General features: G+C 62.6%; 21 protein-coding genes and 1 pseudogene. 12 read left to right on the top strand and 10 right to left on the bottom strand.

Annotation, left to right across the window (positions count from 1 at the left end; genetic code table 11):
* Positions 1 to 61 precede the first annotated feature (61 nt).
* Positions 62 to 2,245, bottom strand: a complete 2,184-nt coding sequence (locus ACFR99_RS18465) for an AAA family ATPase (RefSeq protein ID WP_390290610.1) — start codon at positions 2,243 to 2,245, stop codon at positions 62 to 64.
* A 268-nt stretch (positions 2,246 to 2,513) separates the two neighbouring features.
* Here ACFR99_RS18465 and ACFR99_RS18470 point away from each other — a divergent pair, with 268 nt between their 5' ends.
* The 6 genes and pseudogenes from ACFR99_RS18470 (at position 2,514) to ACFR99_RS18495 (ending at position 7,832) form a co-directional block, all read left to right on the top strand.
* Positions 2,514 to 3,848 (top strand): eCIS core domain-containing protein, encoded by a 1,335-nt coding sequence (locus ACFR99_RS18470; protein WP_390290613.1) that lies wholly within the window; start codon positions 2,514 to 2,516, stop codon positions 3,846 to 3,848.
* Between the two features lie 6 nt (positions 3,849 to 3,854).
* The gene (locus tag ACFR99_RS18475; protein ID WP_465260906.1) at positions 3,855 to 4,799 is read left to right on the top strand and encodes a DUF7958 family protein; all 945 of its coding nucleotides are present in this window, start codon (positions 3,855 to 3,857) and stop codon (positions 4,797 to 4,799) included.
* Between the two features lie 125 nt (positions 4,800 to 4,924).
* Positions 4,925 to 5,104, top strand: a pseudogene (locus ACFR99_RS20395) (DUF4157 domain-containing protein); the annotation flags it as partial.
* Positions 5,105 to 5,431: 327 nt separating this feature from the next.
* Positions 5,432 to 6,448: a DUF7958 family protein gene (locus ACFR99_RS18485; RefSeq protein ID WP_465260907.1), complete on the top strand. Its 1,017-nt coding sequence runs from the start codon at positions 5,432 to 5,434 to the stop codon at positions 6,446 to 6,448.
* A 344-nt stretch (positions 6,449 to 6,792) separates the two neighbouring features.
* On the top strand, positions 6,793 to 7,221 hold the full coding sequence (locus ACFR99_RS18490; RefSeq protein WP_004267302.1) for a 30S ribosomal protein S12: 429 nt from the start codon (positions 6,793 to 6,795) through the stop codon (positions 7,219 to 7,221).
* A 2-nt stretch (positions 7,222 to 7,223) separates the two neighbouring features.
* Positions 7,224 to 7,832: a 30S ribosomal protein S7 gene (locus ACFR99_RS18495; protein WP_390290626.1), complete on the top strand. Its 609-nt coding sequence runs from the start codon at positions 7,224 to 7,226 to the stop codon at positions 7,830 to 7,832.
* Between the two features lie 206 nt (positions 7,833 to 8,038).
* Here the strand turns inward: ACFR99_RS18495 and ACFR99_RS18500 are convergent, their stop codons facing one another.
* Both ACFR99_RS18500 and ACFR99_RS18505 read right to left on the bottom strand, forming a co-directional pair.
* Positions 8,039 to 8,734, bottom strand: coding sequence for a DUF7504 family protein (locus ACFR99_RS18500; protein ID WP_390290628.1), 696 nt, complete (start codon positions 8,732 to 8,734; stop codon positions 8,039 to 8,041).
* Between the two features lie 112 nt (positions 8,735 to 8,846).
* Complete coding sequence (locus tag ACFR99_RS18505) at positions 8,847 to 9,602, bottom strand: DUF5781 family protein (protein ID WP_390291304.1); 756 nt, start codon at positions 9,600 to 9,602, stop codon at positions 8,847 to 8,849.
* 1,128 nt (positions 9,603 to 10,730) lie between these two features.
* Between ACFR99_RS18505 and ACFR99_RS18510 the strand changes: the two genes are divergently transcribed.
* Positions 10,731 to 12,917 carry an elongation factor EF-2 gene (locus ACFR99_RS18510; protein ID WP_390290631.1) on the top strand — a complete coding sequence of 729 codons (2,187 nt, stop codon included), beginning with the start codon at positions 10,731 to 10,733 and terminating at the stop codon, positions 12,915 to 12,917.
* Between the two features lie 307 nt (positions 12,918 to 13,224).
* On the opposite strand, the gene serS is transcribed toward ACFR99_RS18510, so the two are convergent.
* The gene (gene serS, locus ACFR99_RS18515) at positions 13,225 to 14,604 is read right to left on the bottom strand and encodes a serine--tRNA ligase (protein WP_390290634.1); all 1,380 of its coding nucleotides are present in this window, start codon (positions 14,602 to 14,604) and stop codon (positions 13,225 to 13,227) included.
* Between the two features lie 118 nt (positions 14,605 to 14,722).
* Here serS and ACFR99_RS18520 point away from each other — a divergent pair, with 118 nt between their 5' ends.
* Positions 14,723 to 15,931, top strand: coding sequence for a potassium channel family protein (locus ACFR99_RS18520; protein ID WP_390290637.1), 1,209 nt, complete (start codon positions 14,723 to 14,725; stop codon positions 15,929 to 15,931).
* A 180-nt stretch (positions 15,932 to 16,111) separates the two neighbouring features.
* Here the strand turns inward: ACFR99_RS18520 and ACFR99_RS18525 are convergent, their stop codons facing one another.
* The 4 genes from ACFR99_RS18525 to ACFR99_RS18540 form a co-directional block, all read right to left on the bottom strand.
* On the bottom strand, positions 16,112 to 16,693 hold the full coding sequence (locus tag ACFR99_RS18525) for a magnesium transporter (protein WP_390290640.1): 582 nt from the start codon (positions 16,691 to 16,693) through the stop codon (positions 16,112 to 16,114).
* Positions 16,693 to 17,268, bottom strand: a complete 576-nt coding sequence (locus tag ACFR99_RS18530; protein ID WP_390290643.1) for a magnesium transporter — start codon at positions 17,266 to 17,268, stop codon at positions 16,693 to 16,695. Before ACFR99_RS18530 ends, ACFR99_RS18525 begins: the two co-directional genes overlap by 1 nt.
* A gap of 131 nt (positions 17,269 to 17,399) precedes the next feature.
* Positions 17,400 to 17,828 carry a fluoride efflux transporter CrcB gene (crcB, locus tag ACFR99_RS18535; protein WP_390290646.1) on the bottom strand — a complete coding sequence of 143 codons (429 nt, stop codon included), beginning with the start codon at positions 17,826 to 17,828 and terminating at the stop codon, positions 17,400 to 17,402.
* Positions 17,825 to 18,232, bottom strand: a complete 408-nt coding sequence (locus ACFR99_RS18540) for a CrcB family protein (RefSeq protein ID WP_390290649.1) — start codon at positions 18,230 to 18,232, stop codon at positions 17,825 to 17,827. Before ACFR99_RS18540 ends, crcB begins: the two co-directional genes overlap by 4 nt.
* Before the next feature lie 223 nt (positions 18,233 to 18,455).
* Between ACFR99_RS18540 and ACFR99_RS18545 the strand changes: the two genes are divergently transcribed.
* The 4 genes from ACFR99_RS18545 to ACFR99_RS18560 all read left to right on the top strand — a co-directional run bounded on the left by ACFR99_RS18545 (position 18,456) and on the right by ACFR99_RS18560 (position 24,477).
* Positions 18,456 to 19,370, top strand: a complete 915-nt coding sequence (locus ACFR99_RS18545; RefSeq protein ID WP_390290652.1) for a cation diffusion facilitator family transporter — start codon at positions 18,456 to 18,458, stop codon at positions 19,368 to 19,370.
* A gap of 81 nt (positions 19,371 to 19,451) precedes the next feature.
* Positions 19,452 to 20,372 (top strand): MBL fold metallo-hydrolase, encoded by a 921-nt coding sequence (locus ACFR99_RS18550; protein ID WP_390290655.1) that lies wholly within the window; start codon positions 19,452 to 19,454, stop codon positions 20,370 to 20,372.
* Between the two features lie 206 nt (positions 20,373 to 20,578).
* Complete coding sequence (locus tag ACFR99_RS18555; protein WP_390290658.1) at positions 20,579 to 22,627, top strand: AMP-dependent synthetase/ligase; 2,049 nt, start codon at positions 20,579 to 20,581, stop codon at positions 22,625 to 22,627.
* A gap of 164 nt (positions 22,628 to 22,791) precedes the next feature.
* Entirely contained in the window at positions 22,792 to 24,477 is a 1,686-nt protein-coding gene (locus ACFR99_RS18560; protein WP_390290661.1) for an aldehyde ferredoxin oxidoreductase family protein, read from the top strand.
* A 42-nt stretch (positions 24,478 to 24,519) separates the two neighbouring features.
* On the opposite strand, the gene ACFR99_RS18565 is transcribed toward ACFR99_RS18560, so the two are convergent.
* Both ACFR99_RS18565 and ACFR99_RS18570 read right to left on the bottom strand, forming a co-directional pair.
* A complete protein-coding gene (locus ACFR99_RS18565; protein ID WP_390290664.1) occupies positions 24,520 to 25,278 on the bottom strand; it encodes a TraB domain-containing protein in 759 nt (252 codons plus the stop codon).
* 103 nt (positions 25,279 to 25,381) lie between these two features.
* Positions 25,382 to 25,705 (bottom strand): hypothetical protein, encoded by a 324-nt coding sequence (locus ACFR99_RS18570; protein ID WP_390290667.1) that lies wholly within the window; start codon positions 25,703 to 25,705, stop codon positions 25,382 to 25,384.
* Between the last annotated feature and the right edge of the window lie 149 nt (positions 25,706 to 25,854).

Here is a 25,854-nt window from a genome sequence, read left to right on the forward strand (position 1 = left end):
CTTCTCACTCCTGTTTTGTGATGCCGACCGACGTGGCGCGACGACCGGTTCGTTCCCGTCCTCATCCAGCACGACGCTCCTGGTGGAGCCGTTCTTTCGCTTCTCGCTCGGTTGGGCCCTGCAAGTACTCGAGGTACGGTTCGAAATCCTGCTCGCGGATCCGGCTGTTGCGATTTCGTTTGTACTCTTCGAGCGCCTCGACGACGTGGCGCATGGTGATCGTCTCGTCTCCCTGACCGGCGACGTAGATAGCGATATGCGTGGCGAGTTTCTCGATGGTGCCGCCGCTGTAGTCGAATCCGGCGAGCCACTCCCAGTCGATCCCCTCGAGGGGACAGTCGTCGGGGAAGACGCCGTTCCAGATTTTCTCGCGCGTGTCCGCGTCGGGTTCGTCGAACCGGATCGAGTGGGTAATCCGGCGAGTGAAGGCCGTATCGATGTTCTGGGCGTAATTCGTCGTCAGGAAGATAACGCCGTCGTAGGTTTCGACCCGCTGGAGCAGGTAGTTCACTTCGACGTTGGCGTAGCGATCGGTCGCGTCGGAGACTTCCGCGCGGTCTCCGAAGATCGCGTCGGCCTCGTCGAACAGCAAGATCGCGTTCGATTGCTCGGCGGCCTGGAAGAGTTGTTCCAAGTTTTCCTCCGTCTCGCCGATATACTTGCTGACCATCGAAGAGAGGTCGATCTTGTAGATGTCCATCCCGACGGCGTTGGCAAGCACCTCCGCTGCGAGGGTCTTCCCGGTGCCGGGACGGCCTCTGAATAGCGAGACGATGCCCGCATTGCCGGCCTGATCCCGGAATCCCCAGTCATCGTAGAGCAACCCCCGATTCGTGATGTGGGTCTCGAGGGTCCGCAGTTGGCGCTCGGTGCGCTCGTCGATCTCGATGTCGGCCCAGGTTTTCGTGGGTTCGACGTGCTGGGCGAGCTCGTCGAGGTCGTCCGACGACTGGGCGCGACAGCCCGCCCGAACGTCCGCGAGCGTGCAGTCGTCACTGCCGGCAAGTGCGTCGGCGGTCGCAAGCGCCGCCTCGAGTTGGCCCTGGGTGAGATCGAACGTGCTAGCCATCGTCTCTGGCTCGAGGTCGTCCGGGAGGTCGTCGGCACGGTTCTTCCAGAACTGGCGGCGACGCGCGATCGAGGGGCGGTCGAACTCGCAGATGGCGTCGACGCTGGCTCGACGGCTCTCGGTGGGCACCCACGCGCGCTCGCCCGTGACGAACAGACCGTTGTCGAACTCGCGAAAGCGGGCGAGGACGCCCTCGAGGGAGTGGTCGGTTTCCCTGTCGGCGACGGTGGCGTCGGCGTTGCGGAGGTGGACGGGAACGTCGAGAATCGTCGCTTCGCGCACGAGCGCCTCGAGAGCGTCAGCAGCCAGGATGGCCCGAAGATCGGCCTGCAGATAGCGATCGCCCGTACAGCAGGCTTCGACTGCGCGGTCGACGCCGGAGCCGGACGGGCCATAGAAGTAGACACGGCGGCCGGTTCCGGTCTCGTCTTCGGGGAGCGACGCCAGTTCCGCACGGAGCGTGTCGTCGATCGGCACCTCCGCGAGCGTCGCGTCGGCGGTCCGTTCGGTCAGCGGCTCCTCGAGTTCGATCGGACTGTGGTCCGCGACGGTCGCCTCGAGACGCGGATCGACACCGTCGTAACCGAGTAGATACTCGTAGATGTGGTCATCGACACGGAGCTCGCGCTCGAGTTTCGATCTCGAGTCGGTCACGTCGTCGACGACGATGAGATCGTTTGCTCGCAGTGGCGACTGCTCGCCGACGAGCGCGGTTGCAGTGACGAACTCGGCGTTCGTCCGCGAAAACAGGTCTGCCACGAGTGCGACGGTTGGGCGTGGGTTCGTGCGGTCGTTCGTGGCTCTCACGAACAGATCTTCGGCCGTTGGATCGACGTCGGGGAGGAGAGCGATGAGGAGGATCTCACGATGGAGGTCGTCGAGGTCGAATCCGTCGACCAGCGTCTCGAGCCGACGTTTGCCATCGTCTTCGAGCGCCTCACACTGGGCGTGCCCAGTGTCGTCTGCGAGTGTACCGAAGCCGCTCTGATCGACGCCGGGAATCGAATACGTGAGTGCAGTCGGATTGGCTGTGCCACGTCGCTCGTCGCGTCCGTTCGCGACGGCAACTGTCGTGCCAGGCGTGGTGTCGGAGCGACTCTCGAGGTACTGCTCGAGGATGCTGTGAATCCGGTCCAATTCGGCGAGCAGATGCTCGCTCGTAGCGGTGTCGCTCATCGGCGTGAAACCCTCCCCTGCATTTGAGATACTAGCTGTTATCAGCTGTTTGAGCACGGATCATATTTATCTTTTCCAATTAACATGCGATAATTATATGTGGATTGCGGGAAAGAATCGGGGTAGAAACGGAATGGGATACACGGGTATACGATCGAATTCGGAGTCGCGGGCGGAGCAAACCGACGACTCGCGGAGTCGTCGGTCCCGATCGCCGATGTCGGATTCGAGAGCGCAGTCGAATTCGAACTCGACTGCTGTCTCGCCGATGCCGGCTCGAGCGGACATCGAGAGTCGGTACGGCCTCGGGTTGTACGCGCCCGGACAGGAAGTCCAGATCCAGCGGTTGGAGCAGGCCTGCGGTCCCGCGGAGGTCCAGGGCTGGGTCGACGAGGGAATGCCGGTCGAACTCATGGGGAAGCCGGTGGATATGGACGCGTTCCGCGAGCGCCAGGCCGAGCGACCGGCGGCGGTGCCGAAAGATATCGAACGCCGGAACGCGGCGTCGGTCCAGCGCAGCCGCGAGGCACAGTACGAGACCGACCGAGCCGGGGACGCTGGTGTGCCTGCGTCAGTACGGGACGTACTCAGCACACCGGGCCAGCCCCTGGACAGCGGCATCCAGCGCGCGATGGAAGCCCGGATGGGCGATTCCTTCGGTGACGTACGGGTTCACGCCGATGCGACCGCCGCAAAGGCCTGCGATGAAATCAACGCACGGGCGTTCACGGTCGGCAATCACATCGCGTTCAATCACGGCGAGTACGACCTTGAGTCGCCAGCGGGACAGCACCTTCTCGCTCACGAGTTGGCACACGTCCGCCAGCAAACTGGGGCCGCGATCAGCATGATGCCCCAGGAAGGCAGCGGCCTCGAGATCGATCCCGATCCGCGACTCGAGCGCGAGGCCGAAGAGGCGGCCAAGCAGGCGATGGCCGACGGCCCGGTGACGATCAATCGGATGGGGACGGAGATACATATCCAGCGGTCGGCCAAAGACGAGGCCGAGTACGTCACCAGGGACGAAGTCCTCGAAATCGTCGACAACTACTATCGGGGACACGTTGACGACCAGGCCGAATCCGATCCGACTGCGGCCGGTTCCGAACGCGACACTGCGCGTGGATCGCTCGCGCAGTCGGGCAACTCGGCTGAGAGGAGTAGGTTCTTCGGGACGATGAAAAAGTCGTGGGAGAAGACAAGATCCACGGGAAGTGATCTCTCCCAGGCGATGACCAAGGGTGCGATCGGCTCGCTGGCCGGTGCAGGCGGAAAATTCGTCGGAATGGTCGGCGGTGGAAGCCTCGGTGCGGTCCTCGGAGGTGTCATCGGTAGTTTTGCCGGGCCGATTGGGACTGGTGCAGGGGCTGCCGCTGGCTCCAAGGTCGGTGAAACTCTCGGCGGCGAACTCCTCGGCGGGGCTGCCGGCGACGTGGTCAAGCAGGCAACTGATTATACGCTCCCACAAAAGCACGCTGCGTCCGTTGCAGACCTTCATCAAAAATATCAGAAAATCGAAAAAGAGATCAAGGAATTGAAGAAGGCGGACGATACCTTGACTGGAGAGAATGGCTCCCAGGGCGTCGGTGAAAGCCGGAGGTGATCAAATATGGATGGACTAATTACAGGTGAAAACGACGAACGTGTTGGTCTGAGCGTTATCGATAACGATGATGTTGAGCACGTAATTGAAATGGAGTTTGACGGCGAAATCAAGTACCACGATCAAGATGGTTACCCCGACGAACCGGCGAATCAAACTGACGAAGAAAGCGAGCGTATTCGACAGGCACGACTTTTCGCTCGCTACAACGTCTTCGTCGAACGCGGCTACGACACGGTTCCTGCTCCAAAGAACCCGGTTCGAATTGACGCCGTCCGCCAAGCGATCAACGAGATGGATCGTGCCGAGTTCGAGACGCTATTCGGAGACCTCTATCAGCAACTCGAGTTCGAGGAGGGAAGTGGGACTTCGCCGGCGATGACAGTCCCACCGGAAGCGACCGATCCCTGCATCTACTGTAAGAACATCTATCTCGGGATCGACCCACTGGAAACTGACCTTGGGACACAGCTCGCGTCGAAACACGACCTCGACGTTACGCAATCGGCTGCTGAGATCGACCTCACCGATGTGTCCGTACACGAACTCGAGTCGTGGGGCGCGTTCTCCGGCGAGTTCGCTGCTCAAGCTACTAAGACGGAACTCGACCCCAGTGATACAGTCTACATCGACGAGACATCGGATCTCTACGTCAAGTATCCTGCTGGTGCACAATTAGCGGTCGTCGACGACCACCTCGAACCGGCGGCGCGGGAGCCGGACACGATCATCGAACTGTTGCCAGTCGATCCACAGAATCTCGAGTACTTCAAATCCTTCATCGATCATTACCTGCGCTGTCAGGTCCGCGATTCGTTCGTCGAGATGGGTGTTCACCCACCCGAAGCGTTTCAGGTACTCGGGATGGGGCGATTCATGGCTGCTCGTGGCTACGATTACATCGATTTCTATCCCGAATTCCACAACCCTAACGCCGAGATGTTTGACTGATACGGTCTGCTGTATGTCATTTCCGGCGGGACCGCGAGCCGTCCTGCGGTCCCTCCGGTAAACAGTTACAACAAACCGTATGGGAACCCGCGACACAACCACCCATCAGAATGAGTACTCCCGTACACGTCTGCCAGCAGACCGGGGCCGCGATCAGTATGCTACAGGAAGGGAGTGGCCTCGAGATAGATCCCGATCCACAGTTAGAGCGGGAAGCCGAGGAAACCGCCCAGCGGGTAATGGCGAGCGGCGAGTTGGGGATTCAGCGGCTGGGTCGGACGGACGTCCACGTGCAGCGGCAGCCAAAAACCACTTCAGATGGGCAGATAACGGATGTCATTGCTCTCAAAGAGGATCTCGAGGTAGCCGGAGAGATGTCCAGAGCTGTTGCCAAAGAGTTTCTGAAGCGGTTCATTCCGACAGAAGTCATCGCCGCATACGATGCAAAGCAAAACGTCGAAGAACCGTCGTTTCAGGACAAGCTTCAGGAAGCACGGTTCCCCAGCGAGTGGATCAGCGATCTCGGTGACTACTCACCACCACAGGAGTGGACCGACAAGTTCCGAGAGATGGCGCTAAAAGCCGCGAAAGATGAAACTGGATCAGACAACACGAAATTCTAGGTAGAGTGTATGAAATCCGAAATTATCGGAGAGGACAAGAAGGACATCGGGACCCAAGTCACGGACAACAATGATGTTGTGCATCAAATTGAGATGCATAAGAGCAATGGTGAAATATATGCACACGAACAAGACGGCTATCCGGATGACCCCGACAAACGGACGGTCAAAGGCAATGAGCATGTCAATCAGGCTCGGCGCTTCGCGAAGTACTGGGTGGCCCGCGAGTGCGGCTACGACACGCTGGACTGGCAGCGAAACCCCGACCGAATCACGGCCGCTGCGCTCGCGATCGCACCGGTGACATCGGCGGCTGCCGAGGAATACTTCGGCGACTTTGCCCAGCAGTTCGCCCACATTCACGGTGACGCCGAGCCGGCTGTTTCCGTCCCCGACGAAATCCGGCCCGCGGATGTAGTCTATCAGAAAGACGTCTACGTCGGTATCGATGAGCCGGCGCTGGAATCGCTCACGGGGGATCTGCTCGAGACCGATGAGGTAATCGCGGCACTTGGACGCGCGATCGATCCGACGGAGACACGACCGGACGGAACCGTTCTCTCTGACGTACTCGCTGACGTAACGGGGATAGATGAGACAGACGTTCCCCGTCTTCACGACGGGCTCCTTATCGAGGACGTGTCCGACCTTCACGTTCATTGGGATGACGCAGCCGGCCAGTATCATACCCAATGGGGTGAACAACCAGCTATCGACCGTGAACCCAACGCTCGCATCGAAATTTTCGAGTTCGATCCTGACTCGCTGGACGACCTCACGCGTCAGATCACGCGCCACCTCCTCTGTCAGGTCCGTGATTGCTATCTTCGGATGGGAATCGCACCGCCCGAGCCGTTCCGTCTGCTCGGGCCCGGCCACCACGACGCTGGGACGTGGTACGAACACTACGACTTCTACGACCGGTACCACGATCCGACTGCAGAAATCTCGACGTGGTACGAGGAGTATACGCCTGACGATGCCTACGGCGTACTCTCGACACGTTCGGCCATGAGTGAACCGTGATGGTGACAAGCGCTAGTAGCCTGCAGACTCGCACTGTTCGAACGTTTACGATCGGCGCTAGAAACGCACTCCGTGACACTGCCGGTGGACCAGCTGCACTTGCGGGAATGAGGCTCAGCGAAACGAAGCGTTCGACGGGTGAGACGGATGGCTGCTAGTTGATCGACCGATCGCCGTTCGGAAACCTCTCGCCTGCCGAGCGTCGCTAACCCGTGCTCCGGCCGTAACTCGAGTCCTCGAAACGCCCGCAGATCCGACGAGCACCACATCTAAAGCGATCTCGAGCCGTTTCGCCGATTCGAAACGGGTCGCTTAAGTGGCTTCGACGGATAGCGACGGGTACTATGGCAAACGGCAAATATGCCGCGCGCAAGCTCAAGAAGGACCGCCAGAACCAGCGGTGGTCCGACTCTGACTACGCGCGCCGCGCCCGTGGACTTCGCGAGAAGTCCGACCCCCTCGAGGGAGCGCCCCAGGCTCGCGGTATCGTACTCGAAAAGGTCGGCATCGAGGCAAAGCAGCCCAACTCGGCGATCCGAAAGTGCGTTCGAGTGCAGCTGATCAAGAACGGCAAGCAGGTCACCGCGTTCTGTCCCGGTGACGGTGCAATCTCGTTCATCGACGAACACGACGAAGTCACCATCGCCGGTATCGGTGGGGCGAAGGGTCGTGCGATGGGTGACCTCTCCGGTGTCAACTACAAGGTTGACAAGGTCAACGGCGTCGCGCTGAAGGAACTCGTTCGCGGAAACGCAGAGAAACCGGTGCGATAATCATGGCGGCAGAAGATCAACCGGATCCGGACGCGCCGGCCGGCGGCGCAGACGTCTCGGCGAAGCTCTTCGGCGAGTGGGAGATCGGCGAAATCGAGTACGCCGACCCCTCGACCGAGCGCTACATCACGGTATCGCCCGTCGCGCACACCGCGGGTCGCCACGCCAGCAAGCAGTTCAAGAAGTCCGAAATCTCGATCGTCGAGCGCTTCATCAACCGCTTGATGCAGACCGAGGAGAACACGGGCAAGAAACAGCAGACGCTCAACTTCGTCCGTGATGCGTTCGAGATCATCCACGAGCGCACCGAGGACAACCCGATTCAGGTGCTCGTGACGGCCGTCGAGAACGCGGCTCCGCGAGAGGAGACCGTCCGCCTGAAATACGGTGGGATTTCGGTCCCAAAGGCCGTCGACGTCGCTCCCCAGCGTCGGGTCGACCAGGCCCTGAAGTTCCTTGCCGAAGGCGTCTACAACGACTCGTTCAAGACGGCGACGCCCGTCGCAGAGGCCATCGCCAGCCAGCTCATCGGCGCGGCCAACTACGACGTCCAGACCTACGCGGTCAGCCAGAAAGAAGAGAAAGAGCGCGTCGCGGCAGCCGCACGCTAACGCGATCCGTCGGTCGATTTTCGCTCTGTTTTCTCACGGGGAGTCACATCACTGTCCGTCGACGCGACCCCGTCGTTTTGTTGTCTCTCGCTTCTCCTCCTAGTTCAGACACCGGACAAATCCCGAGTGGGAGGCAGCGGCTCGAGAGTGGACAGAAATATCGGATCGCGGGCAGATCGGCACAGGACAGCGACCTGTAGCGGTGCTCATGCCGAGGGTATCGAGATCCAATCGGAGCTCTCAGTCTCATCGGTGATCCCCCACCGCTCTTGATAGTCGCCGTCGTGTTCGCGTAATTCGACGACGATATCGAAAAGCGGTCTGAGAGTCGGGACGATCCGTGCGTCTCGTTCGACTGGGAGGTGAGAGTGTGCCATCCCGCCGATACCTTTCGTTCGGCCGTTGATCAGATGCAGGAACTTGAACACTTGTCGATGGCTGTACGCCTCGAGCAGTGGGCACAACGAGTCGATCCCGACTCTGACTTCGGCCGGTTCGAGGACGTCCGTCTCGGCTTCGAAGGAGTCGATCGCATTCGTGATAGCGATGCCTAGATCGGCGAGGGTGTCGACGTCGGTGGCGAACGGTTCGATCGAGGGAGAGACTGTCGCTGTCGTCGCCCCACTGCGGGCCCGGGTGTCGTAATTGATAACCGAAAGTGTCTCGGGGTCGGTGGCGTCGATGTGCTGTGAGACGAGGTGGGGGCCATCGGTCGTCGACACGAGAACGCGCCGGCGGACACGACCTGTCGGACACCCGAATAGTCGCTGGCAGGTGTCCTGGCGATGGTCCGGCCGACTGGAGCCGACGACGAGAACGCTTGCCCCTTGGCGCTTCAATCGTGCTAACTCGCTGGAGAAGCCGTCCTCAGTCGTCTCTACGCGGTCCGTTCGCGTGAGCATTACTAGTATAATCGTCTAGTCATTGCAGCAACCAATAAGCGTTCGGGCCGACTGTATTCGTCGGCCGGATGCGACTTTGGGATGGTGTCCGCCGAGATCAGACGGGGTCCTGTCAGTCCGCGGCGGGGGCCTCGCTGCTGACGTACGTTCGCGTCGCATCGACGAGCACCTGCCGGTAGGTGCTCGTGTCGGGTTCGCGTGCGAGTTCCCGGAAGCGTCGTTTGAACTCTCCGAAATCGATCTCCGGCGCGTCCATCGCGGCCGCATGCGCGAGATCGTACAATCGGTGCTCGCTGTCGACGAGGTCGTGTCGCTCCGCGAGTGCCAGCGCGAAAGCAGCGTTGACTGCCGTAATCTCGGGATCGGCGCTCGCGGAGCGGCGCTCGAGACCGGGCCGGGATGGCGTCTCGGGGCGGTCGACGACCGCTGCGGCGAGACTCGACTCGAGAAATGACAGCAGTTTCTCGCCGGGGCCGACAGAGAGTGTGATGTCGTCGGCGTAGATGTCTTTCATGTGGTTTGCGATCTGATAGCAGTGTGAGAGCTTGCGCTGTTCGACGCGTTTGCCGGCCAGTGCGAGATAGAGTACTTCTTCGGTCGACTGGGTATGGGAGGGATGGCGCTGTTCGTGGCGGGCCATGTGGGCGAACTCGTGGAGGGCGAGTTCGCGGGCCATCGCCGACGAGGCGGCCTGTCGAGAGATGTTGAGTACGTGGCGGTCGTCGTAGTGGGCCGCCCAGGTTCGTTCGTCGGGATCGTCCCGAAGGTGGACGTAGACCGGTAGCGAGAGGTCGTGTTCGGTCTCGAAGAGGTCTTTGGCACTGAGGAACGGAGCGGTCGGACCAGACCCCTGGACGCGTAGATCCATGTGTGGCTCTACCAAGGGACCGACGGGATTTGACTCTTTTGCGGTGTCCGACGGTGACGTATCACGGGAACACATGCGGTCCGCGACCGGATCGATCGAGGTCGGAATCCGGACGGACTCGAGGTCGATGTCGGCTCCGTCGTCCGTCTCGTTCGGGGATCGCCGGAAGCGGCGCCCGGTCTCCTCCTCAACCGCGGGCGCACCGAAGACGATCGGCCGCTCGCCCTGCCGGCGAAGGAGCGTTTCGGCCGTCTCGTCGACCTCGTGCAGTCTGGTGACCGCCCCGTCTCGAGCGTCGATCAACGCCTCGACCACAGCTCGTCCACCCGCAATTTCGTCGCCGCTGAATCCGGTGACGAACGTTCCGTGGCTGATCGCGACGCTGGTCTCCTCGTCGAAGTAGAGACCGTGCCCTGCATACGATCCCGTCTCGACCGTCTCTTCGTTCTCGGCCGCGTTAGCGGACTCCGCCCGCAGTTCGGTCGCGTCGAATTCGCCGAAGACGGCGACGCCGGATGCACCGCCGGGCCCCGGGCCGTGATTGACGTCGACGGCGCCGTCGACGTCGATCCCGTACTCGGCGATCATCGGCGGGACGTACTCGGCGATCAATTTCGTCGCCTTGTCGGCGATAATTGGACTTGAGCGCAACCCGTACCCCATCGGGTTCACGAGCGCGTCGCTGTCGACGGAGGCGTACGTGTACGCATTGCCCGCCGCGCCGATCGCCGCCGGCGCGTACAGCCATCGGTGAAACGACGGCAGGGGGACCGACTCGCCGCTCTCGCGGTCTACCTCGTCAGAACTCAGGTCGTCGTCGAGACAGCCGGACAGCCCCACCAGCCCCCGACTGCGATCGTTCCGCCCCCAACAGAAACGCTCGTCGACTCGAGTCGCACATCTGTTCTTAGACCCAATTCACGCAACAATAACTGTTTTTGATAGTGACTATTCCGCCAATCGGTACACGTTCGGTCGAGATCGGCCGTCGGCCGCAGCGTGCGACAATTGTGAGAGCCATTCACTCACGCAAATTGGACATTCCGGCGTTCGAACCGTGAAATACGACGGATTTCGGCGGCGACGAAACACTACCCTTTTGACCCCGCTGGCGGTAACAGGGTGTATATGGGCCGACGCAAAAAGATCGTCCAAGAGTGTGAACGGCTGATGGACGAACCGGAGAACATCCGGAACATCGCCATCGCCGCTCACGTCGACCACGGAAAAACGACCCTTTCTGACAACCTCCTCGCTGGTGCCGGCATGATCTCCGACGAGACTGCCGGTGAGCAACTCGCGATGGACACTGAGGAAGACGAACAGGAACGTGGGATCACCATCGACGCGGCAAACGTTTCGATGACCCACGAGTACGAGGGAACCAACCACCTCATCAACCTCATCGACACGCCGGGCCACGTCGACTTCGGTGGCGACGTCACGCGTGCGATGCGTGCTGTAGACGGCGCACTCGTCGTCGTCGACGCCGTCGAGGGCGCGATGCCTCAGACCGAGACGGTCCTGCGACAGGCACTCCGCGAAGGTGTCAAGCCGACCCTGTTTATCAACAAGGTCGACCGTCTCATCTCCGAGCTGCAGGAAGGTCCCGAGGAGATGCAGGAGCGACTCCTCTCGGTCATCCACGACGTCAACGAACTCATTCGTGGCATGACCGAGGACATGGACGACATCGACGACTGGACCGTCTCCGTCGAAGACGGCACCGTCGGCTTCGGCTCCGCACTGTACAAGTGGGGTGTCTCGATGCCGTCGATGCAGCGTACCGGCATGGACTTCGGCGAGATCATGGAACTCGAGCGCGCCGACAAGCGCCAGGAACTCCACGAGCGGACGCCGCTGTCGGACGTCGTCCTCGACATGGTCTGTGAGCACTTCCCGAACCCTGTCGACGCACAGCCCCGCCGTATCCCACGCATCTGGCGTGGTGACGACGAATCCGACCTTGCCGAGGAGATGCGTCTCGTCGACGAGGACGGCGACGTCGTCTTCATGGTCACCGACATCGCGATGGACCCACACGCTGGCGAAGTCGCCTCCGGTCGTGTCTTCTCGGGCTCCCTCGAGAAGGGCCAGGAACTGTACGTCTCGGGCACTGCGGGCAAGAACCGCGTCCAGAGCGTCGGCATCTACATGGGTGGCGAACGAGAGGAAGTCGATCATGTCCCTGCCGGGAACATCGCAGCCGTCACCGGCCTGCGCGACGCGATCGCCGGTTCGACCGTCTCGAGCGTCGAGATGACGCCCTTCGAGTCGATCGAACACATCTCGGAGCCGGTCATCACGAAGAGCGTGGAGGCCCAGACGATGGACGACCTCCCCAAACTCATCGAGACGCTCCGACAGGTCTCGAAAGAGGACCCAACGATCCAGATTACGATCAACGAGGACACCGGCGAACACCTGATCTCCGGGCAGGGAGAGCTTCACCTCGAAGTCATCACCCAGCGTATCGAGAAGAACCAGGGCATCCCGGTCAACACCGGTGAGCCGATCGTCGTTTACCGCGAGGCCATCGACCGTGCAAGCGACGAGGTCGAAGGTATCTCGCCGAACCGCCACAACCGGTTCTACATCTCCGCCGAGCCGCTCAGCGAGGAGATCGTCGAAACGATCCGGATGGGTGAGGCGTCGATGAACATGCCCGAACTCGAGCGCCGTGAAGCGCTCCAGGAAGCCGGCATGGACAAAGACGACTCCCAGGTCGTCGAGCACATCCACGGCACGAACATCCTGCTCGACCAGACCAAAGGGATCCAGCACCTGAACGAGACGATGGAGCTGTTCATCGAGGGGCTCGAGGAAGCCCTCGACAACGGTCCGCTCGCCAACGAGCCGGTCCAGGGAACGCTCATCCGTCTGCACGACGCCAAGCTCCACGAGGACACCATCCACCGTGGTCCCGCACAGGTCATTCCGGCCACGCGTGAGGCCGTCCACAAGTCGCTCATCGACGGTCACATCAAGATGATGGAGCCGATGCAGGACGTCCGTATCGACGTGCCAAACGACCACATGGGCGCTGCCTCCGGCGAGATTCAGGGCCGCCGTGGTCGCGTCGACGACATGTACCAGGAAGGTGACCTCATGGTCGTCGAGGGTATCGCACCCGTCGACGAGATGATCGGCTTCGCAAGCGACATCCGGTCTGCGACCGAGGGTCGTGCCTCCTGGAACACCGAAAACGCCGGCTTCGAATTCATGTCCGACTCCCTCCAGCGCGAGAAGATCATGGAGATCCGCGAGCGCAAGGGCATGAAGCTCGAACTGCCGCCGAGCATCGACTACATCTAAACGCGACTCGCGTCTCGCGAGTTTTGGTTTTTCTCGTTATTTTTTCTCGAGTGGTGCCAGCACCAGCTACAGCTACCGAGGGACATCCAGTTCGAACCCGGATCAGTTCAGGTTGCGTCGTCGGATGAGGCTGAAAACGCACGAACTGCGGTCCAGCGGCTCGAGGATCGTGACGAAACTCGATCGAAACGGACTCGAGCAGCGTCCGAGAAGTGATTTGTTATAATAACAACTGAAACGCTTTCCACACTGATCGCACAGCACTCGTGCAATCAGGTGTGCAATGACGTTCAGTAGCTATTATCGCTTATTCACGCTCGCCTGCACCTAACGCCGACTCGCCGACCTTCTCGTGGCCCTCGATGACTTCCTTGCCGCCCATGTACGGCTGCAGGGGCTCGGGGATCGTCACCGTGCCGTCCTCGTTCTGGTAGTACTCGAGGATCGCCACCATCACGCGCGGAATCGCCAGCCCCGAGGCGTTCAGGGTGTGGAGATATTCGGCCGATTCGTGGCGCTCGGGCCGGTAGCGCAGGCCGGCGCGACGGGCCTGGAAGTCCTCGAAGTTCGACGCCGAGGAGACCTCGAGCCAGCGGCCGCCGCGGTCGGGACCGTCGTCCATGTCGTCGCCGGGGGCCCAGACCTCGATGTCGTAGGTTTTCGCGGAGGCGAAGGTGAGATCACCGGTACAGAGCTCGAGGATGCGGTAGGGAAGCCCGAGACGCTTGAGCACTTCCTCGGCCTCGCCGAGCAGGGTTTCGAGGCGGTCGTAGCTCTCCTCGGGTTCGACGAAGTTGACGAGTTCGACCTTGTTGAACTGGTGGACACGGACGATGCCGCGGGTTTCGGTGCCGTGTTCGCCGGCTTCGCGCCGGAAGTTGGGCGTGTAGGCTTGGTGTTTCAGCGGGAGGTCGTCGTCAAGTAGGATCTCGCCGGCGTACATGTTGGTGACCGGTACCTCCGCGGTCGGGCAGAGCCAGAGGTCCTCGTCGTCGTACTCCTCTTCGTTGCTGCCGCCCAGCCGGTAGGCGTCGTCGGCGAACTTCGGCAGTTGGCCCGTGCCGCGCATCGAGGTGCTTTTGACCGGAATCGGAGGGAAGAGATCGACGTAGCCCTGTTCGCGGTGAATGTCCATCATGAACTGGATTAGGGCGTGCTCGAGCTGTGCGCCTTCGCCTTTGAGGAAGTAAAAGCCGGCGCCGGTCGTCTTCGCGGCGCGTTCCTCGTCGATGATATCCAGGTCTTCGCCGAGGTCGTAGTGGGGGGTGATCTCGTCGGGCAGGTCACGCAGATCGTCGAAGCCCCAGCGCCGGTCCTCGACGTTGTGGCGCTCGTCGAGTCCCAGCGGCACGCTCTCGTGGGGGATCTGTGGAATCTCGAGGATGCGTTCTCGGAGTTCCTCTTCGAGTTCGACGCCTTCTTCCTCGACCTCCTCGATCTCGGCTTTGAGTTCCCGCGAGCGCTCGATGGCTTCTTCGCGCTCTTCGTCTTTGCCGTCTGCGACGAGTTTGCCGATCTTTTTCGTGATCTGGTTGCGCTCGTGGCGCAGGTCGTCGCCGCGTGCTTTCAGCTCGCGCCAGCGTTCGTCGAGTTCGAGGAACTCGTCGATGTCGACGTCGGCCCCGCGGTTCTCGAGAGCGTCGCGTACCTCCTCTGTATTCTCGCGTATATAGGTCCGGTCGAGCATTGGTCTTGCCCGTGCGTTCTTTGTGCCCGGGCAAAACCGTGTCGGAAGGCTGCGTCTTACGAGTGTCTGTGACGGCGGCGGGAAACGCTTTTTTCGTCGGCGGGCCGACTCTCGAGACATGGACCCGCTCGAGGGCGAGACATCGTCGGCGTCGATCGAGTACGAGCCCGTTAGCGTCAAGGACGTACTCGTAGAGATGAAAGACACCGCGGAGCTGTTGATCGACCTCTCGTACTCGGCGGTCCTCCACCGCAGTGAGGAACTCGCCACCGAGGTGCTCCGGCTCGAAGAGCGCATGGACGTCCTCGAGATGCGTGCACGGATGAGCCTCCTGATGGCCGCGCGCAAGCCGGCCGACGCCGAGCAGCTCGCGCCCGTGTTGGGGATCGTCGGCGCGGCTGACGATATCAGCGACGCCGCCGGCGACATCGCGAAGATCGTCCTCGAGGATATGGGCCTGCCCGAGGCGATGCGGGCGGCGCTACCTGACGCTGCCGAGACCCTGGTTCGAGGCGTCGTCGACCCGGATTCGCCGTACGCAGGCCGGACGCTCAAGGACATCGACCTCGAGTCCGAGACGGGCGTCCGTGCGATCGCGCTCCGGCGGGGCACCGACTGGCTGCTCAACCCGGGGCCGAAGACGCGCATCGAAGCCGACGACGTGGCGTTGTTGCGGGGCCCCGACTCGTCGATCGGCGAGGTTTACGAGACGTTGACCGGCGAGGGCTACGAGGCACCGACCGTCGAAACACCCGACATCGACGACCTGGAGCGGGCCGTGGATACGATTATCCACATGAAGGACTTCTCGGAGCTGGCGGTCGATCTGGCCTACAGCAGCGTGCTGTTCGACAGCGAGGAACTCGCCGAGGAGGTCCGCAACCTCGAGGTCGAAGTCGACGCGATGCAGTCCCGGTTCGAGGCATGGACGCTGCGGGCGGCCGCCGACGCGACGGAGCCGGTCGTCCTGCGCGGGCTGATCCAGCTGGGCAACTGTACCGAACGGATCAGCGACACCGCGGTTGAGATCAGCGAGGGCGTCCTGCGCGATATCGACGTCCATCCAGTCGTGCAGCTGGCCGTCCAGGAGAGCGACGAGATCATCACCCGGGTCGTGGTCGACGAGGGCAGCGACCTCGATGGGACTGCGGTAACCGCCGGCGTGCCCGATGCCGACTCGACGATGTCGGTGATCGCCATCCGTCGGCCTGGCGAGGGGTGGCTGCTGGTCGCCGACGCCGACGCCGAACTACGTGGCGGCGACGTGCTCATCTCGAAGGGGACTCGGACGGCCGCAGCCGACTTCCGCGAGCTCGCAACCGCGTAACCCGTTCGCGTTTCGCTCAGGAGACCGCGTTCCGATCGTCCTTTAAGTACCTCTGGTCACAAGGTAGAGCTATGACGGGAGGTCGTCCGTTCTCGAGTATTCTTATCCCGTAGCATCGCGTCCGTCCCCGCCGAATTCCACACGTGTGAGTCCGGACGAGCAGACTGATAGCGGTCCGTCTCAGTTCAGCACGACGATCGCGACCCCCGAAAGGACGACCACACCGAGGATGTCACAGAGGTTCGTGACGACCGGGATCGTCGTATCGTCGGGGTCTAACCCCCGCGTGTAGGAGACGTACGTCGCGCTGATGCTGAGGACGATCGCGATCGCCGCCAGCAGCATGCCGCTGACGATCGAGATGACCAGCAGATCGGCGAGCGCCATCGGTTCGGCGATGATTTGTCCGACGACCCAGGCGGCAACGCCAAGCGCCGAAAAGACCGTCGCCGCAAGCCCCAGGATCGCGATCACGTTCGTCCACAGCACCTCGTCGCGGGGGTCGAACTCGAGAACACCGAGATGGAGCCGCGTCGAGAGCCGCGAGGAGAGGATCGCGCCGAGGTTGCCGCCCATCCCGATCATGACGGGAACGAGCACCAGCAGGGTCGGGTTTCCGAGATAGGTTTCCTGGAGTTCCTCGAGGACGTAGCCCGACCCCATCTCGAGGACGGAGAGAACGATCAGGATAGGGAACATCGTCGCGACGATGTTCCGGATCGTCCAGGAATCGAGCGCGTCGTCGGCGTCGGTTGCGGCCATCAGAAGATCACCTCGGCGATAGTCAGCGCGATAAAGAGGAACACGACACCGAAGACGTCGCCGAGGGTCGTGACGATCGGGCCGATCAGATTGTCGGGGTCGAGACCATGCTCGTAGCTCACAAACACCAGCCCCAGCAGGCCGAAAATCAGCGTCGTCGACGTGAGCACGCCCGAGACGAGCATGATCGAGACGAGTTCGACGAGTCGTGCGGATTCACGCCCCAGAATCTGCAAGATCCCCCACGAGAGGACGCCGATGAACACCGAGACGCCGATCCCGTTGATGAAAGAGGCGACGACCGCGTTGACCAGCCGTCGATCCCACGAGAATTCGGGATCGATCATCCCCTGATGAAGGCCACTCGAGATCCGCGCGCCCAGCGCGCCGTAGACGTTCCCCCGGGTCGCGAGGAACGCAGGTAACAACAACAGCATGCCGGGAAACCGTTCGAACCCTGCTGTCATCCCCTCAGAACCGAGGACCGAGCCCGCGAAGATACCGCCGACGAGACTGACCACGAGAATCGGCAGCGACTCGTGGTAGATGCGCCACGCGGTTTGGCGACCCTCCATAGCGGCGAATGACGTAGTCCGGACATAAACCTACCGCGGGTCGAACGCGAGCGAATCGCACAATGGCATGTGGGTTGCTACCGTTCCTGAACGAACACGAACGTGTCTCGTCGCGAGCGTGGGGACACGCGTCATAGGGGTGCCGTAGCGACGACCCCCCACGCAAGCCCGATTGCCGCGAGCGAACACACCAGATTGGCAACGGCGTTGCCCACCGCACGGCCTCTGTCGCCGCGTTCGTACAGTCGGACCGTTTCGACCGAAAACGAAGAGAAGGTCGTAAACGAACCACAGATCCCAGTCCCAACCAGCTGCAGCGTCGACTCGCCTGCGCCCGCGAGGACGACGAATCCGAGGACGAAACTGCCGACGACGTTGACGACGAACGTCGACAGTGGGAACTGGGAATTCGGCACGCGACTCGAGACGCGCTGGCCGACCCAGTATCGGAGGATTGCGCCGATCGCGCCGCCGGTGCCGACGACGTGAGCCGGGTCAGGATCGACGGTGACGAGACTGCCGGCGAGTGCGTCCGCAACGATCGTCGAACTCGCGCTCACGCCGTCTCACCGCCGGTCGGTCGCGACGCGCCGAGTCGACGGGCGAGCGCGCGGCCCACCAGAACGCCGGCGAACCCAAGCCCATAGTTGGCGGTGACGATCCCGCCGATCGTGAGTGGGCCCGCCGCGAACGCGGTCTGGAGCGCGAACGTGCTGTAGGTCGTCAGCGATGAGAGAAAGCCGGTCGCGAAGACCGTCCGTGTCTGCGAGCCGATGTGACCCGTGTACTCGGCTTCGTAGACCAGAAAGCCGAGCACCGCGCTGCCGACGGCGTTGACGAGGACGATCGACGGTACGTCCGCGAGCAGTTCCATCGCGAACAGCCGGAGGTTCGAGCCGGCGAAGCCGCCGACGGCGATCAGTGCGAGCGTCTCGAGTCGAACGAGGGGGTGATCGGCTGCCATAGCTGACGTGGTGTCAGGGACCGTCAGCCGACCGCCGCGAGATGTCCGTGGGAGACGAACGCCCAGTGACGGTCAGCAGTTGGGGGAGGCGGGCCCCATCGCCCGGTTGTCTCGTCTCTCTCGTGGACCCACAATGAGGATTCCGAAAACCAGATCGTGGGTATCGATTGGCTCGAAACTCGGAAGGAAAAGAGCCAAGTTTAGACTCCCTCTAAACCGAGCTATGGTCGATGACGGTGTCGTGGACGGCGACCGAGGCGGGTTCGCGCGGGCGTCGTGGGTGAACGTCCTCGGGAACGTCGTCAAGATCGTCGCCGAGGGGGCGGCGGGATACGCGTTCGGCAGCGTTGCCTTGCTCGCGGACGCGGCCCACTCGGTGGCCGATCTCGTCGCCAGCGTCGTCGTGCTCGTCTGGGGGCGCAGCGCGTTCGACGAACCCGACGAGACGCACCCACACGGTCACGACCGGATCGAGCCGTTGACCGCGCTGTTCGTCGGTGCCGTCATCGCGCTGCTCGGGCTGAATCTGCTCTACCGGTCCCTCGAGGGGATCGTCTTCGGGACCGACGTCGAGTTCAGCGTGTTGCTGCTCGCGGCGCTCGCGTTCTCGATCGTGGATATGTATCTCGTCTATACGTACACCGTCCGGGTCAACGAACGCCTGCAGTCGACCGCGCTCACCGCGCTCGCGGTGGATTGTCTGAACGACATCTACACGTCGATCGCCGCGATCGTCGGCGTGCTCGGCGTGCTGCTCGGCGTGCCACTGCTCGATCCCATCGCCGGTGGCCTCGTCAGCCTGCTGGTCGTCTACCAGGGCGTCGAGATCGGCAAAGAGAACGTCGACTACCTCATCGGTGCCGCACCCGGCCCCGAGAAACGTAACGAAATCGTCAGCGCCCTCCGGCGCCATCACGCTGTCGAGGGCGTCCACGACCTGACGGTCTTCTACGACGGAACCGTCCTCGAGGTCGAAGTCCACGTCGAGGTCGATGGCGACATGCCGTTCCGAGAGGCCCACGACGTCGAATCGGAACTGATCAACCGACTGCGCGGGATCGACGACGTCGGCGATGCACACGTTCACCTCGATCCCTCCGGCATCGGCGAGTGGAAGGACTCGGTCGACGACGACTGAGACGCGATCGCCTCGAGCCCGCGGCGATAGCCGGTTGGCCGCGACGCGAGCTTTTATGCTACGTGACGACAGGCTTCCGGTATGGAAGTCGGAGACATCCGCGAAGTCACGACCGGTGACTGTTCGGATCTCTACTATCTCGATACGGGGATGTACGATACGGACGAGTACGGTGCTGTCTACATCATCGACGACGACCGTCCCGCCGTCGTCGACACCGGCATCGGCACTAATTATGACTTGCTTCGTGAGGCACTGGACGAGGTCGGCATCGGCCAAGATGATCTCGAGGTCATCGCACTGACGCACATCCACCTCGACCACGCCGGTGGCGCGGGCTTTCTCGCCAGGGACTATCCGAACGCCGACGTCTACGTCCACCCCATTGGGACCGATCACATGGTCGACCCCTCGCGACTGGTTGCCGGCACGAAAGCGGCCGTCGGTGAGCAGTGGAAGTACTACGTCGAACCCGAGCCCATCCCGGAAGCACGGATCGTCGAAATCGAAGACGGAGACGTCATCGAACTTGGTAGCCACGAGCTGCGCGTCCACGCGGCACCGGGCCACGCGCCACACCAGGTCGTCTTCGAGGATCCCGAAAACGATGCGGTCTTTGTCGCTGACGCCGCCGGTATCTGGGTGCCCGAAATCGAGGAGATTCGGGTGACTTCACCACCCTCGAATTTCGACCTCGAGCAGTGTCTCGCGGACCTCGAGACGCTCGAGGCACTCGATCCCGACGTGCTCTGTTATCCCCACTTCGGTCCACGGTACGTCGGCGACGACCTCGACCGCGCTCTCGAGGAGTACGCGACCGTCCTCGAGGAGTGGGTCGACGCAGTCGCACAGAAACGACAGGAACTCGAGGACGACGAGGCGGTCATCGAGCATTTCGCTGCGACGACAGACATGGCCGACGTCTGGGGCGAGGAAAAAGCCACCGAGGAGGAGAAGCTGAACACCCGCGGCGTGTTGGGCTATCTCGAGCACCGGGAGTGATCGCCGCCGCGGCGTTTCGAGTGCGAGGTGTCTACGGACGACTCGAAGTCATTGCCGGTGCAACCCCGACCGCCCTGTGGTTGTACCGGCAACTCGTTACAGCAGACCGTCTCGGCGTCGATCACTGACGGCCGCTGGATAAACGCTTCGACAGCCGAGAGCAGTTTCATCACGTTTTATTTCTTTGGGTGACATTCCCATGCGTTATGGACTGGCGGGACGCCGAACGAGAGTACGTGGATGCGGTCATCGGGGACACCCCGCTCGGCCAGCTATTCGAAGACGCTGCCACGCGGTATTCGAACCGGCCGGCACAGCAGTACAAAGGCGGGGTTTACGACCGATCGCTGACCGGGTCTGCGCTACCCGCTGCGACACCCGGCGAGTTCCGACCGATCTCGTACGCCGAGATGCGTGCGATTGTCCGTCGGCTCTCGGCCGGCTTTCACACGCTCGGCGTCGAGCGTGGGGATCGGGTCGCTATCTTCTCGGCGACGCGAATGGAGTGGGCACAGTCGGACTTCGCCCTCCTTTCGGCCGGCGCAGTCGTCACAACTGTCTACACGAGTTCCTCGCCCGATCAGGTCCGCTACCTGCTCGACGACCCCGACGCCGACGGCGTCGTCGTCGAGAACGAGGCTCTGCTCGAGCGAGTTCTCGAGGTCGAGGACGACCTCGACCTCGACTTTCTCGTCTCGATCGACGAACTCGACGGCTACGACGACCGTGACGACATCCTGACGCTCGGTGAGGTCTACGACCGCGGTGAGGCAGCCTTCGACCGCGATGCCTACGAGCGGCGACTCGCCGAGACGGACCTCGACGACCTGGCGAGTCTGATCTACACGAGCGGGACGACGGGCCAGCCCAAAGGTGTCCAGTTGACCCACGGGAACTTCCGGGCGAACGTCAACGGGGTTCGGAAACGCTTCGGACCACGACCGGACAGGGACGACGACGTGCCGACGCTCGACGAGGAGTCGGTGGCGGTGTCGTACCTGCCGCTGGCACACGTCTTCGAGCGGACCGCTGGCCACTTCGTCATGTTCGCGACCGGTGCCTGCGTCGCCTACGCGGAGAGTCCGGATACCCTCCAGGAGGATTTCAGCGCCGTCGAGCCGTCGACGGCCACGAGCGTTCCCCGCGTCTACGAGACGATCTACGACACCATTCGCGAGGAGGCACGTACCTCGAGCGTCAAAGCCCGGCTCTTCGAGTGGGCGACCGACGTCGGCGTCGCATACCAGCAGGCAGATTCGCCGGGCCCGCTGTTGCGCGCCAAACGGGCGATCGCCGACGAACTGGTCTTCTCGTCGGTTCGGGAGGCACTCGGCGGCAACCTCGAGTTGCTGATCAGCGGCGGCGGCAGCCTCTCGTCGGAACTCTGTCGGCTCTATCACGCGATGGGGTTGCCCATCTACGAGGGGTACGGACTGACCGAGACCGCGCCGGTCGTCTCGACGAATCCACCGGATGCCGTGAAGATCGGGACGATCGGGCCGCCGCTGTCGAACGTCGAGGTGACCGTCGACGAGACGGTCGTCGATCAGTCTGCTTTCGCGGACGACCCTGGTGCGGTCGGCGAACTCCTCGTGCGGGGGCCGAACGTCACGCAGGGCTACTGGAACGACCCCGACGCAACACGGCGTGCCTTTACCGACGACGCTCCCGGGAGTAGCACGGAACTGGGTTTCAGGGACCGCTCGAGCGGGCAGCGATCGCGAGACGACACGCTGGTCGGGGAGCCAGAGGACGCGCCAGCCGGCCGTTGGTTCCGGACCGGCGACATCATCCACATCCGCCCCGACGGCTATCTCGAGTTTCGCGACCGCGCGAAACAGCTCATCGTTCTCTCGACGGGCAAAAACGTCGCGCCTGGGCCGATCGAGGACGCCTTCGCCGCCAGCGAGGTCGTCGAACAGGCGATGGTCGTCGGCGATGGCGAGAAGTTCGTCGGTGCCTTGCTCGTTCCCAACGAGGCACACATCCGATCGTGGGCCGAGGAGGAGGGAATCGACCTGCCCGACGAACCACAGGCACTGTGTGACGACGAGCGCGTCCACGGGTACGTCCAACAGGAGGTCGATCGAATCAACGAGGACTTCCAACCACACGAGACGATCAAGCGGTTCGAACTCGTGCCCCGGGAGTTCACCGAGGAAAACGAGATGCTCACCCCGACGATGAAGAAGAAACGCCGGGTCATCATGGACCGATTCGAGGACCGCATCGACCGCATGTACGCGGACGCGTGAGCGGCTGTCGTCGTGACGATCGGCACCCGTCTAGTCGCAGTCGACGATCGTTGCCTCGAGCGAGTTGGCCACGCTATCGCTGATCCGTGCGTTCCGTCCTCGAACGGCCGGGACGACCGCCGAAACCGATACCGTTTTGCGGCCGTGTCCACCAGTGTGGTAGTATGAAACATACGCGAGGACCACTATGTTCGATCGACGTCGGCAAACGGACAGCCGAGTCCGTGACTATCGACGACGTCCTCGAGTCGTCCATCGGCGGCCGGGCGCTCGGGACGAGACTCGCTCACGACCGGATTCCGTTCGACGTCGACCCGCTGGGTGCCGACAACCGGCTGTACTTCGCGACGGGGCCGCTCCAGCACTCGACGATGAGTTTTACCGGCCGGATGTCGGCGACCGGCGTCTCGCCGCTGACCGACGGGCTGCTGTCGTCGAACGCCGGCGGCTTCCTCTCGCGGAACTTCACCGGGACGGGCTACAGCGCCGTCGAAATCACCGGCGCGAGCGACGACCTCGTGATCGTCCATGTCACCGACGAAGGCGTCGAATTCGAAGCAGTGCCCGACCTCGCGGAGGCGACCGTTCCCGAGACCTGTGCGTACATCGAGGACGAACACGGCCTCGGCTCGGAGCACACCGTCGTTATCGGGCCGGCCGGCGAAAACGAGGTCCGGTTCGCCTCGATCATGACCTCCGAGGAGCGGGCCTTCGGCCGCGGCGGGCTCGGTGCGGTGCTGGGCGCGAAAAACGTCAAGGCGATCACCTTCGACGGCGACTCGACCCGCGAGGTCGAACTCCCGCCGCTGCAGATGGAGGTCCACGGCGAGGCCGCCAACTCCGACAGCCCGATGCGCGATCAGGGTACCACGTCGGTCACGGAGTACGCCAACATGGTCGAGGCCCTGCCAACCCGGTACTTCTCCGAACTCTCCTTCGAGGGGATCGAGGGCGTCAACGGCGACCGCGTCGAGGAGAAGAAATACAAGAAAGGCACCTGCTCGTCGTGTGCGTTCGCCTGCAAACTGCCGACCAGAGACGAGGAGTCCGGCCTCGAGACCGAAGGCCCCGAGTACGAGACGCTGATGGCGTTCGGCCCCAACTCGGGCGTCGACGATATTGTCGACGTGATGAAATCGAACAAGCTGTGTGACGAACTCGGGCTCGACACCATCTCTGCGGGCGACACCGTCGCGGCCTACCTCGCCAGCGAAGACGAGTTCGGCAACGCCGAGTTGATTCACGACCTCGTCGAGAAAATCGCCTACCGCGAGGGTGTCGGCGACCAGCTCGCGGACGGGATCGACCGCATCCACGACGACCTCGACGTCGAGAACTGGACGGTCAAGGGCATGGAGTTCGCCGCCCACGACGGCCGCACCTTGAACGGACAGGGCCTGGCCTTCGCGACCTCGAATCGCGGTGCTGACCACATGTACGCCGAGTTCTACCCCTACGAGTACCCGCTGGTCGACGCCGACGACGCCTTCGACAAGGCCGGGCTCGAGGGCAAACCGCCGAAAGTCGTCGAACTCGAGAACATCAACGTGATCAAAGACAGCGCCGTCCTCTGTAAGTTCTCGCGGGACTTCATCACCGAAGACCGCTTCGAGACGTTGCTCGACGCCGACTACGAGGAGTTGCTCGCGATCGGCGGCGAGATCGTCTCGCTCGAGCGTCACTTCAACAACCAGCGCGGCTTCGACCGTGACGACGACGCGTTGCCCTACGAGATTCCGGACTTCGAGCAGGGACTCGACGAGTACTACGACGAACGCGGCTGGAACGACGACGGGACGGTCCCCGACGCGGCACTCGAGGGGAACCAGGGCGCGCCGGCCGACGACTGATCGCGCGAGGGCGACCGAACCCTCGATCGAACTCGGTTTTACTTACTGGATCGGAATCCGGGTCACTGATCGAGCCGGCGCTCTGATCGGAACGGTCGCGGCCGGCCGTTCGTCCGTGGCTCCCGTCTCGAGTTCCTCGAGGTGTCGCTCGATACCGTTGTGGTGTCCGGCACCGATAACTGCGACGACGTCGTGTCCTTCCTGGCGGAGTACGTGGAGTCGCTCTGCCATGGCGCGGTCGCGCCGGTCGATCAGCACGGCCGCGACCTCGGGGAGGAGCCACCGCAGGTGGTCGATCGCGGGCTGTACGTCATCGCCGCTCCGGATATCGCTGAGCGGCAGCGCCAGCATGTCGACCTGAGTAGCGTACTCCTCGTGCCCCATCGTTCCCATCCGGACCATGACCTTCGGGAGTATCTCCGGTCCGAGCTGACGCGAGAGTTCGGTGACGGTATCGGCGATCGGGTCGTCGATGAGCGCGACGTCGGTGTCCAGTTCGGCGGCGGTTTCGACGGCCGCTTCCATGTCGGTTTGTTCGGGATCGAGTCCGTACAGCCGGACGACCGTCCGCTGGATCGCCCGCAGGGCAGCGTAGGCTGGCGCGGCCATCGGTGGCAGCGTCCGCGCCAGTTCGGCCGGCCCCGAGCGGTCGCGCTGCTCGAGGCGCTCGAAACGTGATTCGTCGAGTTCGACGGCGACGAGGTCGGGCTCCCTCTCGCGGATCGTCGCCCGGACGCGGCGGCGGTGCGTCGGCGAGAAGTGAACGCTGGGGACGAAGGTGACGGTTCCGTGGTCGGACATCTCGGTCGACCGTTCATTGGCTACCGGCTTGAAGCTATGACCGTCCGTCGATCGATGCCGTGACCGTGGCTCTCGACCCGAATTTGTCTACTGAACCGCGGCGTTAGCTGTCCTCCCCATCCTCTTCGAGGTCGTCCGCCGAGAGCCGCTTGTCACCGCGAGAGGGTAGCGAGGTATCGTCGGCCCGCGAAGGGTGGATGTTGACGTTGTGCCCCCGATATGGGTCGGTCTCGGGATCGTAGGACAGCTCGCTGCGCTCGAACAGGTAGATGAAAAAGCCGATCACCGGGATGAAAAAGGTGATCGCCGCCCATTTCTTCGGCGGCTCGAGGCCGACCCGGCCGGCGTCGTAGTAGGCGACGCCGGTCAGCCCCAGATGCCAGACGAGCGGAATCCCCACGAGGACCGCCAGCAACAGCCGTTCCATACGCGTGCTGACGCGCTCGAGCTACCTAAATCGCCGGTTGCCAGCTCGCGCGTTTTAGTTGACCTCGAACTCGATCGCCGCACCCTGTCGCAACCACCTTTTGTCTCGCTCGTCACTCCGTTCCTCGCTCGCAAAATCTGGACCAAAAT

Origin of the sequence: Haloarchaeobius amylolyticus (assembly GCF_042678045.1) — an archaeon.
Lineage (GTDB): Archaea > Halobacteriota > Halobacteria > Halobacteriales > Natrialbaceae > Natrinema > Natrinema amylolyticus_A.

Coding starts and splice junctions, on each gene's coding strand:
- ACFR99_RS18465 (WP_390290610.1), bottom strand. CDS start 2,245: ATGAGCGACACCGCTACGAGCGAGCATCTGCTCGCCGAATTGGACCGG.
- ACFR99_RS18470 (WP_390290613.1), top strand. CDS start 2,514: ATGCCGGCTCGAGCGGACATCGAGAGTCGGTACGGCCTCGGGTTGTAC.
- ACFR99_RS18475 (WP_465260906.1), top strand. CDS start 3,855: ATGGATGGACTAATTACAGGTGAAAACGACGAACGTGTTGGTCTGAGC.
- ACFR99_RS18485 (WP_465260907.1), top strand. CDS start 5,432: ATGAAATCCGAAATTATCGGAGAGGACAAGAAGGACATCGGGACCCAA.
- ACFR99_RS18490 (WP_004267302.1), top strand. CDS start 6,793: ATGGCAAACGGCAAATATGCCGCGCGCAAGCTCAAGAAGGACCGCCAG.
- ACFR99_RS18495 (WP_390290626.1), top strand. CDS start 7,224: ATGGCGGCAGAAGATCAACCGGATCCGGACGCGCCGGCCGGCGGCGCA.
- ACFR99_RS18500 (WP_390290628.1), bottom strand. CDS start 8,734: ATGCTCACGCGAACGGACCGCGTAGAGACGACTGAGGACGGCTTCTCC.
- ACFR99_RS18505 (WP_390291304.1), bottom strand. CDS start 9,602: ATGGATCTACGCGTCCAGGGGTCTGGTCCGACCGCTCCGTTCCTCAGT.
- ACFR99_RS18510 (WP_390290631.1), top strand. CDS start 10,731: ATGGGCCGACGCAAAAAGATCGTCCAAGAGTGTGAACGGCTGATGGAC.
- serS (WP_390290634.1), bottom strand. CDS start 14,604: ATGCTCGACCGGACCTATATACGCGAGAATACAGAGGAGGTACGCGAC.
- ACFR99_RS18520 (WP_390290637.1), top strand. CDS start 14,723: ATGGACCCGCTCGAGGGCGAGACATCGTCGGCGTCGATCGAGTACGAG.
- ACFR99_RS18525 (WP_390290640.1), bottom strand. CDS start 16,693: ATGGCCGCAACCGACGCCGACGACGCGCTCGATTCCTGGACGATCCGG.
- ACFR99_RS18530 (WP_390290643.1), bottom strand. CDS start 17,268: ATGGAGGGTCGCCAAACCGCGTGGCGCATCTACCACGAGTCGCTGCCG.
- ACFR99_RS18540 (WP_390290649.1), bottom strand. CDS start 18,232: ATGGCAGCCGATCACCCCCTCGTTCGACTCGAGACGCTCGCACTGATC.
- ACFR99_RS18545 (WP_390290652.1), top strand. CDS start 18,456: ATGGTCGATGACGGTGTCGTGGACGGCGACCGAGGCGGGTTCGCGCGG.
- ACFR99_RS18550 (WP_390290655.1), top strand. CDS start 19,452: ATGGAAGTCGGAGACATCCGCGAAGTCACGACCGGTGACTGTTCGGAT.
- ACFR99_RS18555 (WP_390290658.1), top strand. CDS start 20,579: ATGGACTGGCGGGACGCCGAACGAGAGTACGTGGATGCGGTCATCGGG.
- ACFR99_RS18560 (WP_390290661.1), top strand. CDS start 22,792: ATGAAACATACGCGAGGACCACTATGTTCGATCGACGTCGGCAAACGG.
- ACFR99_RS18565 (WP_390290664.1), bottom strand. CDS start 25,278: ATGTCCGACCACGGAACCGTCACCTTCGTCCCCAGCGTTCACTTCTCG.
- ACFR99_RS18570 (WP_390290667.1), bottom strand. CDS start 25,705: ATGGAACGGCTGTTGCTGGCGGTCCTCGTGGGGATTCCGCTCGTCTGG.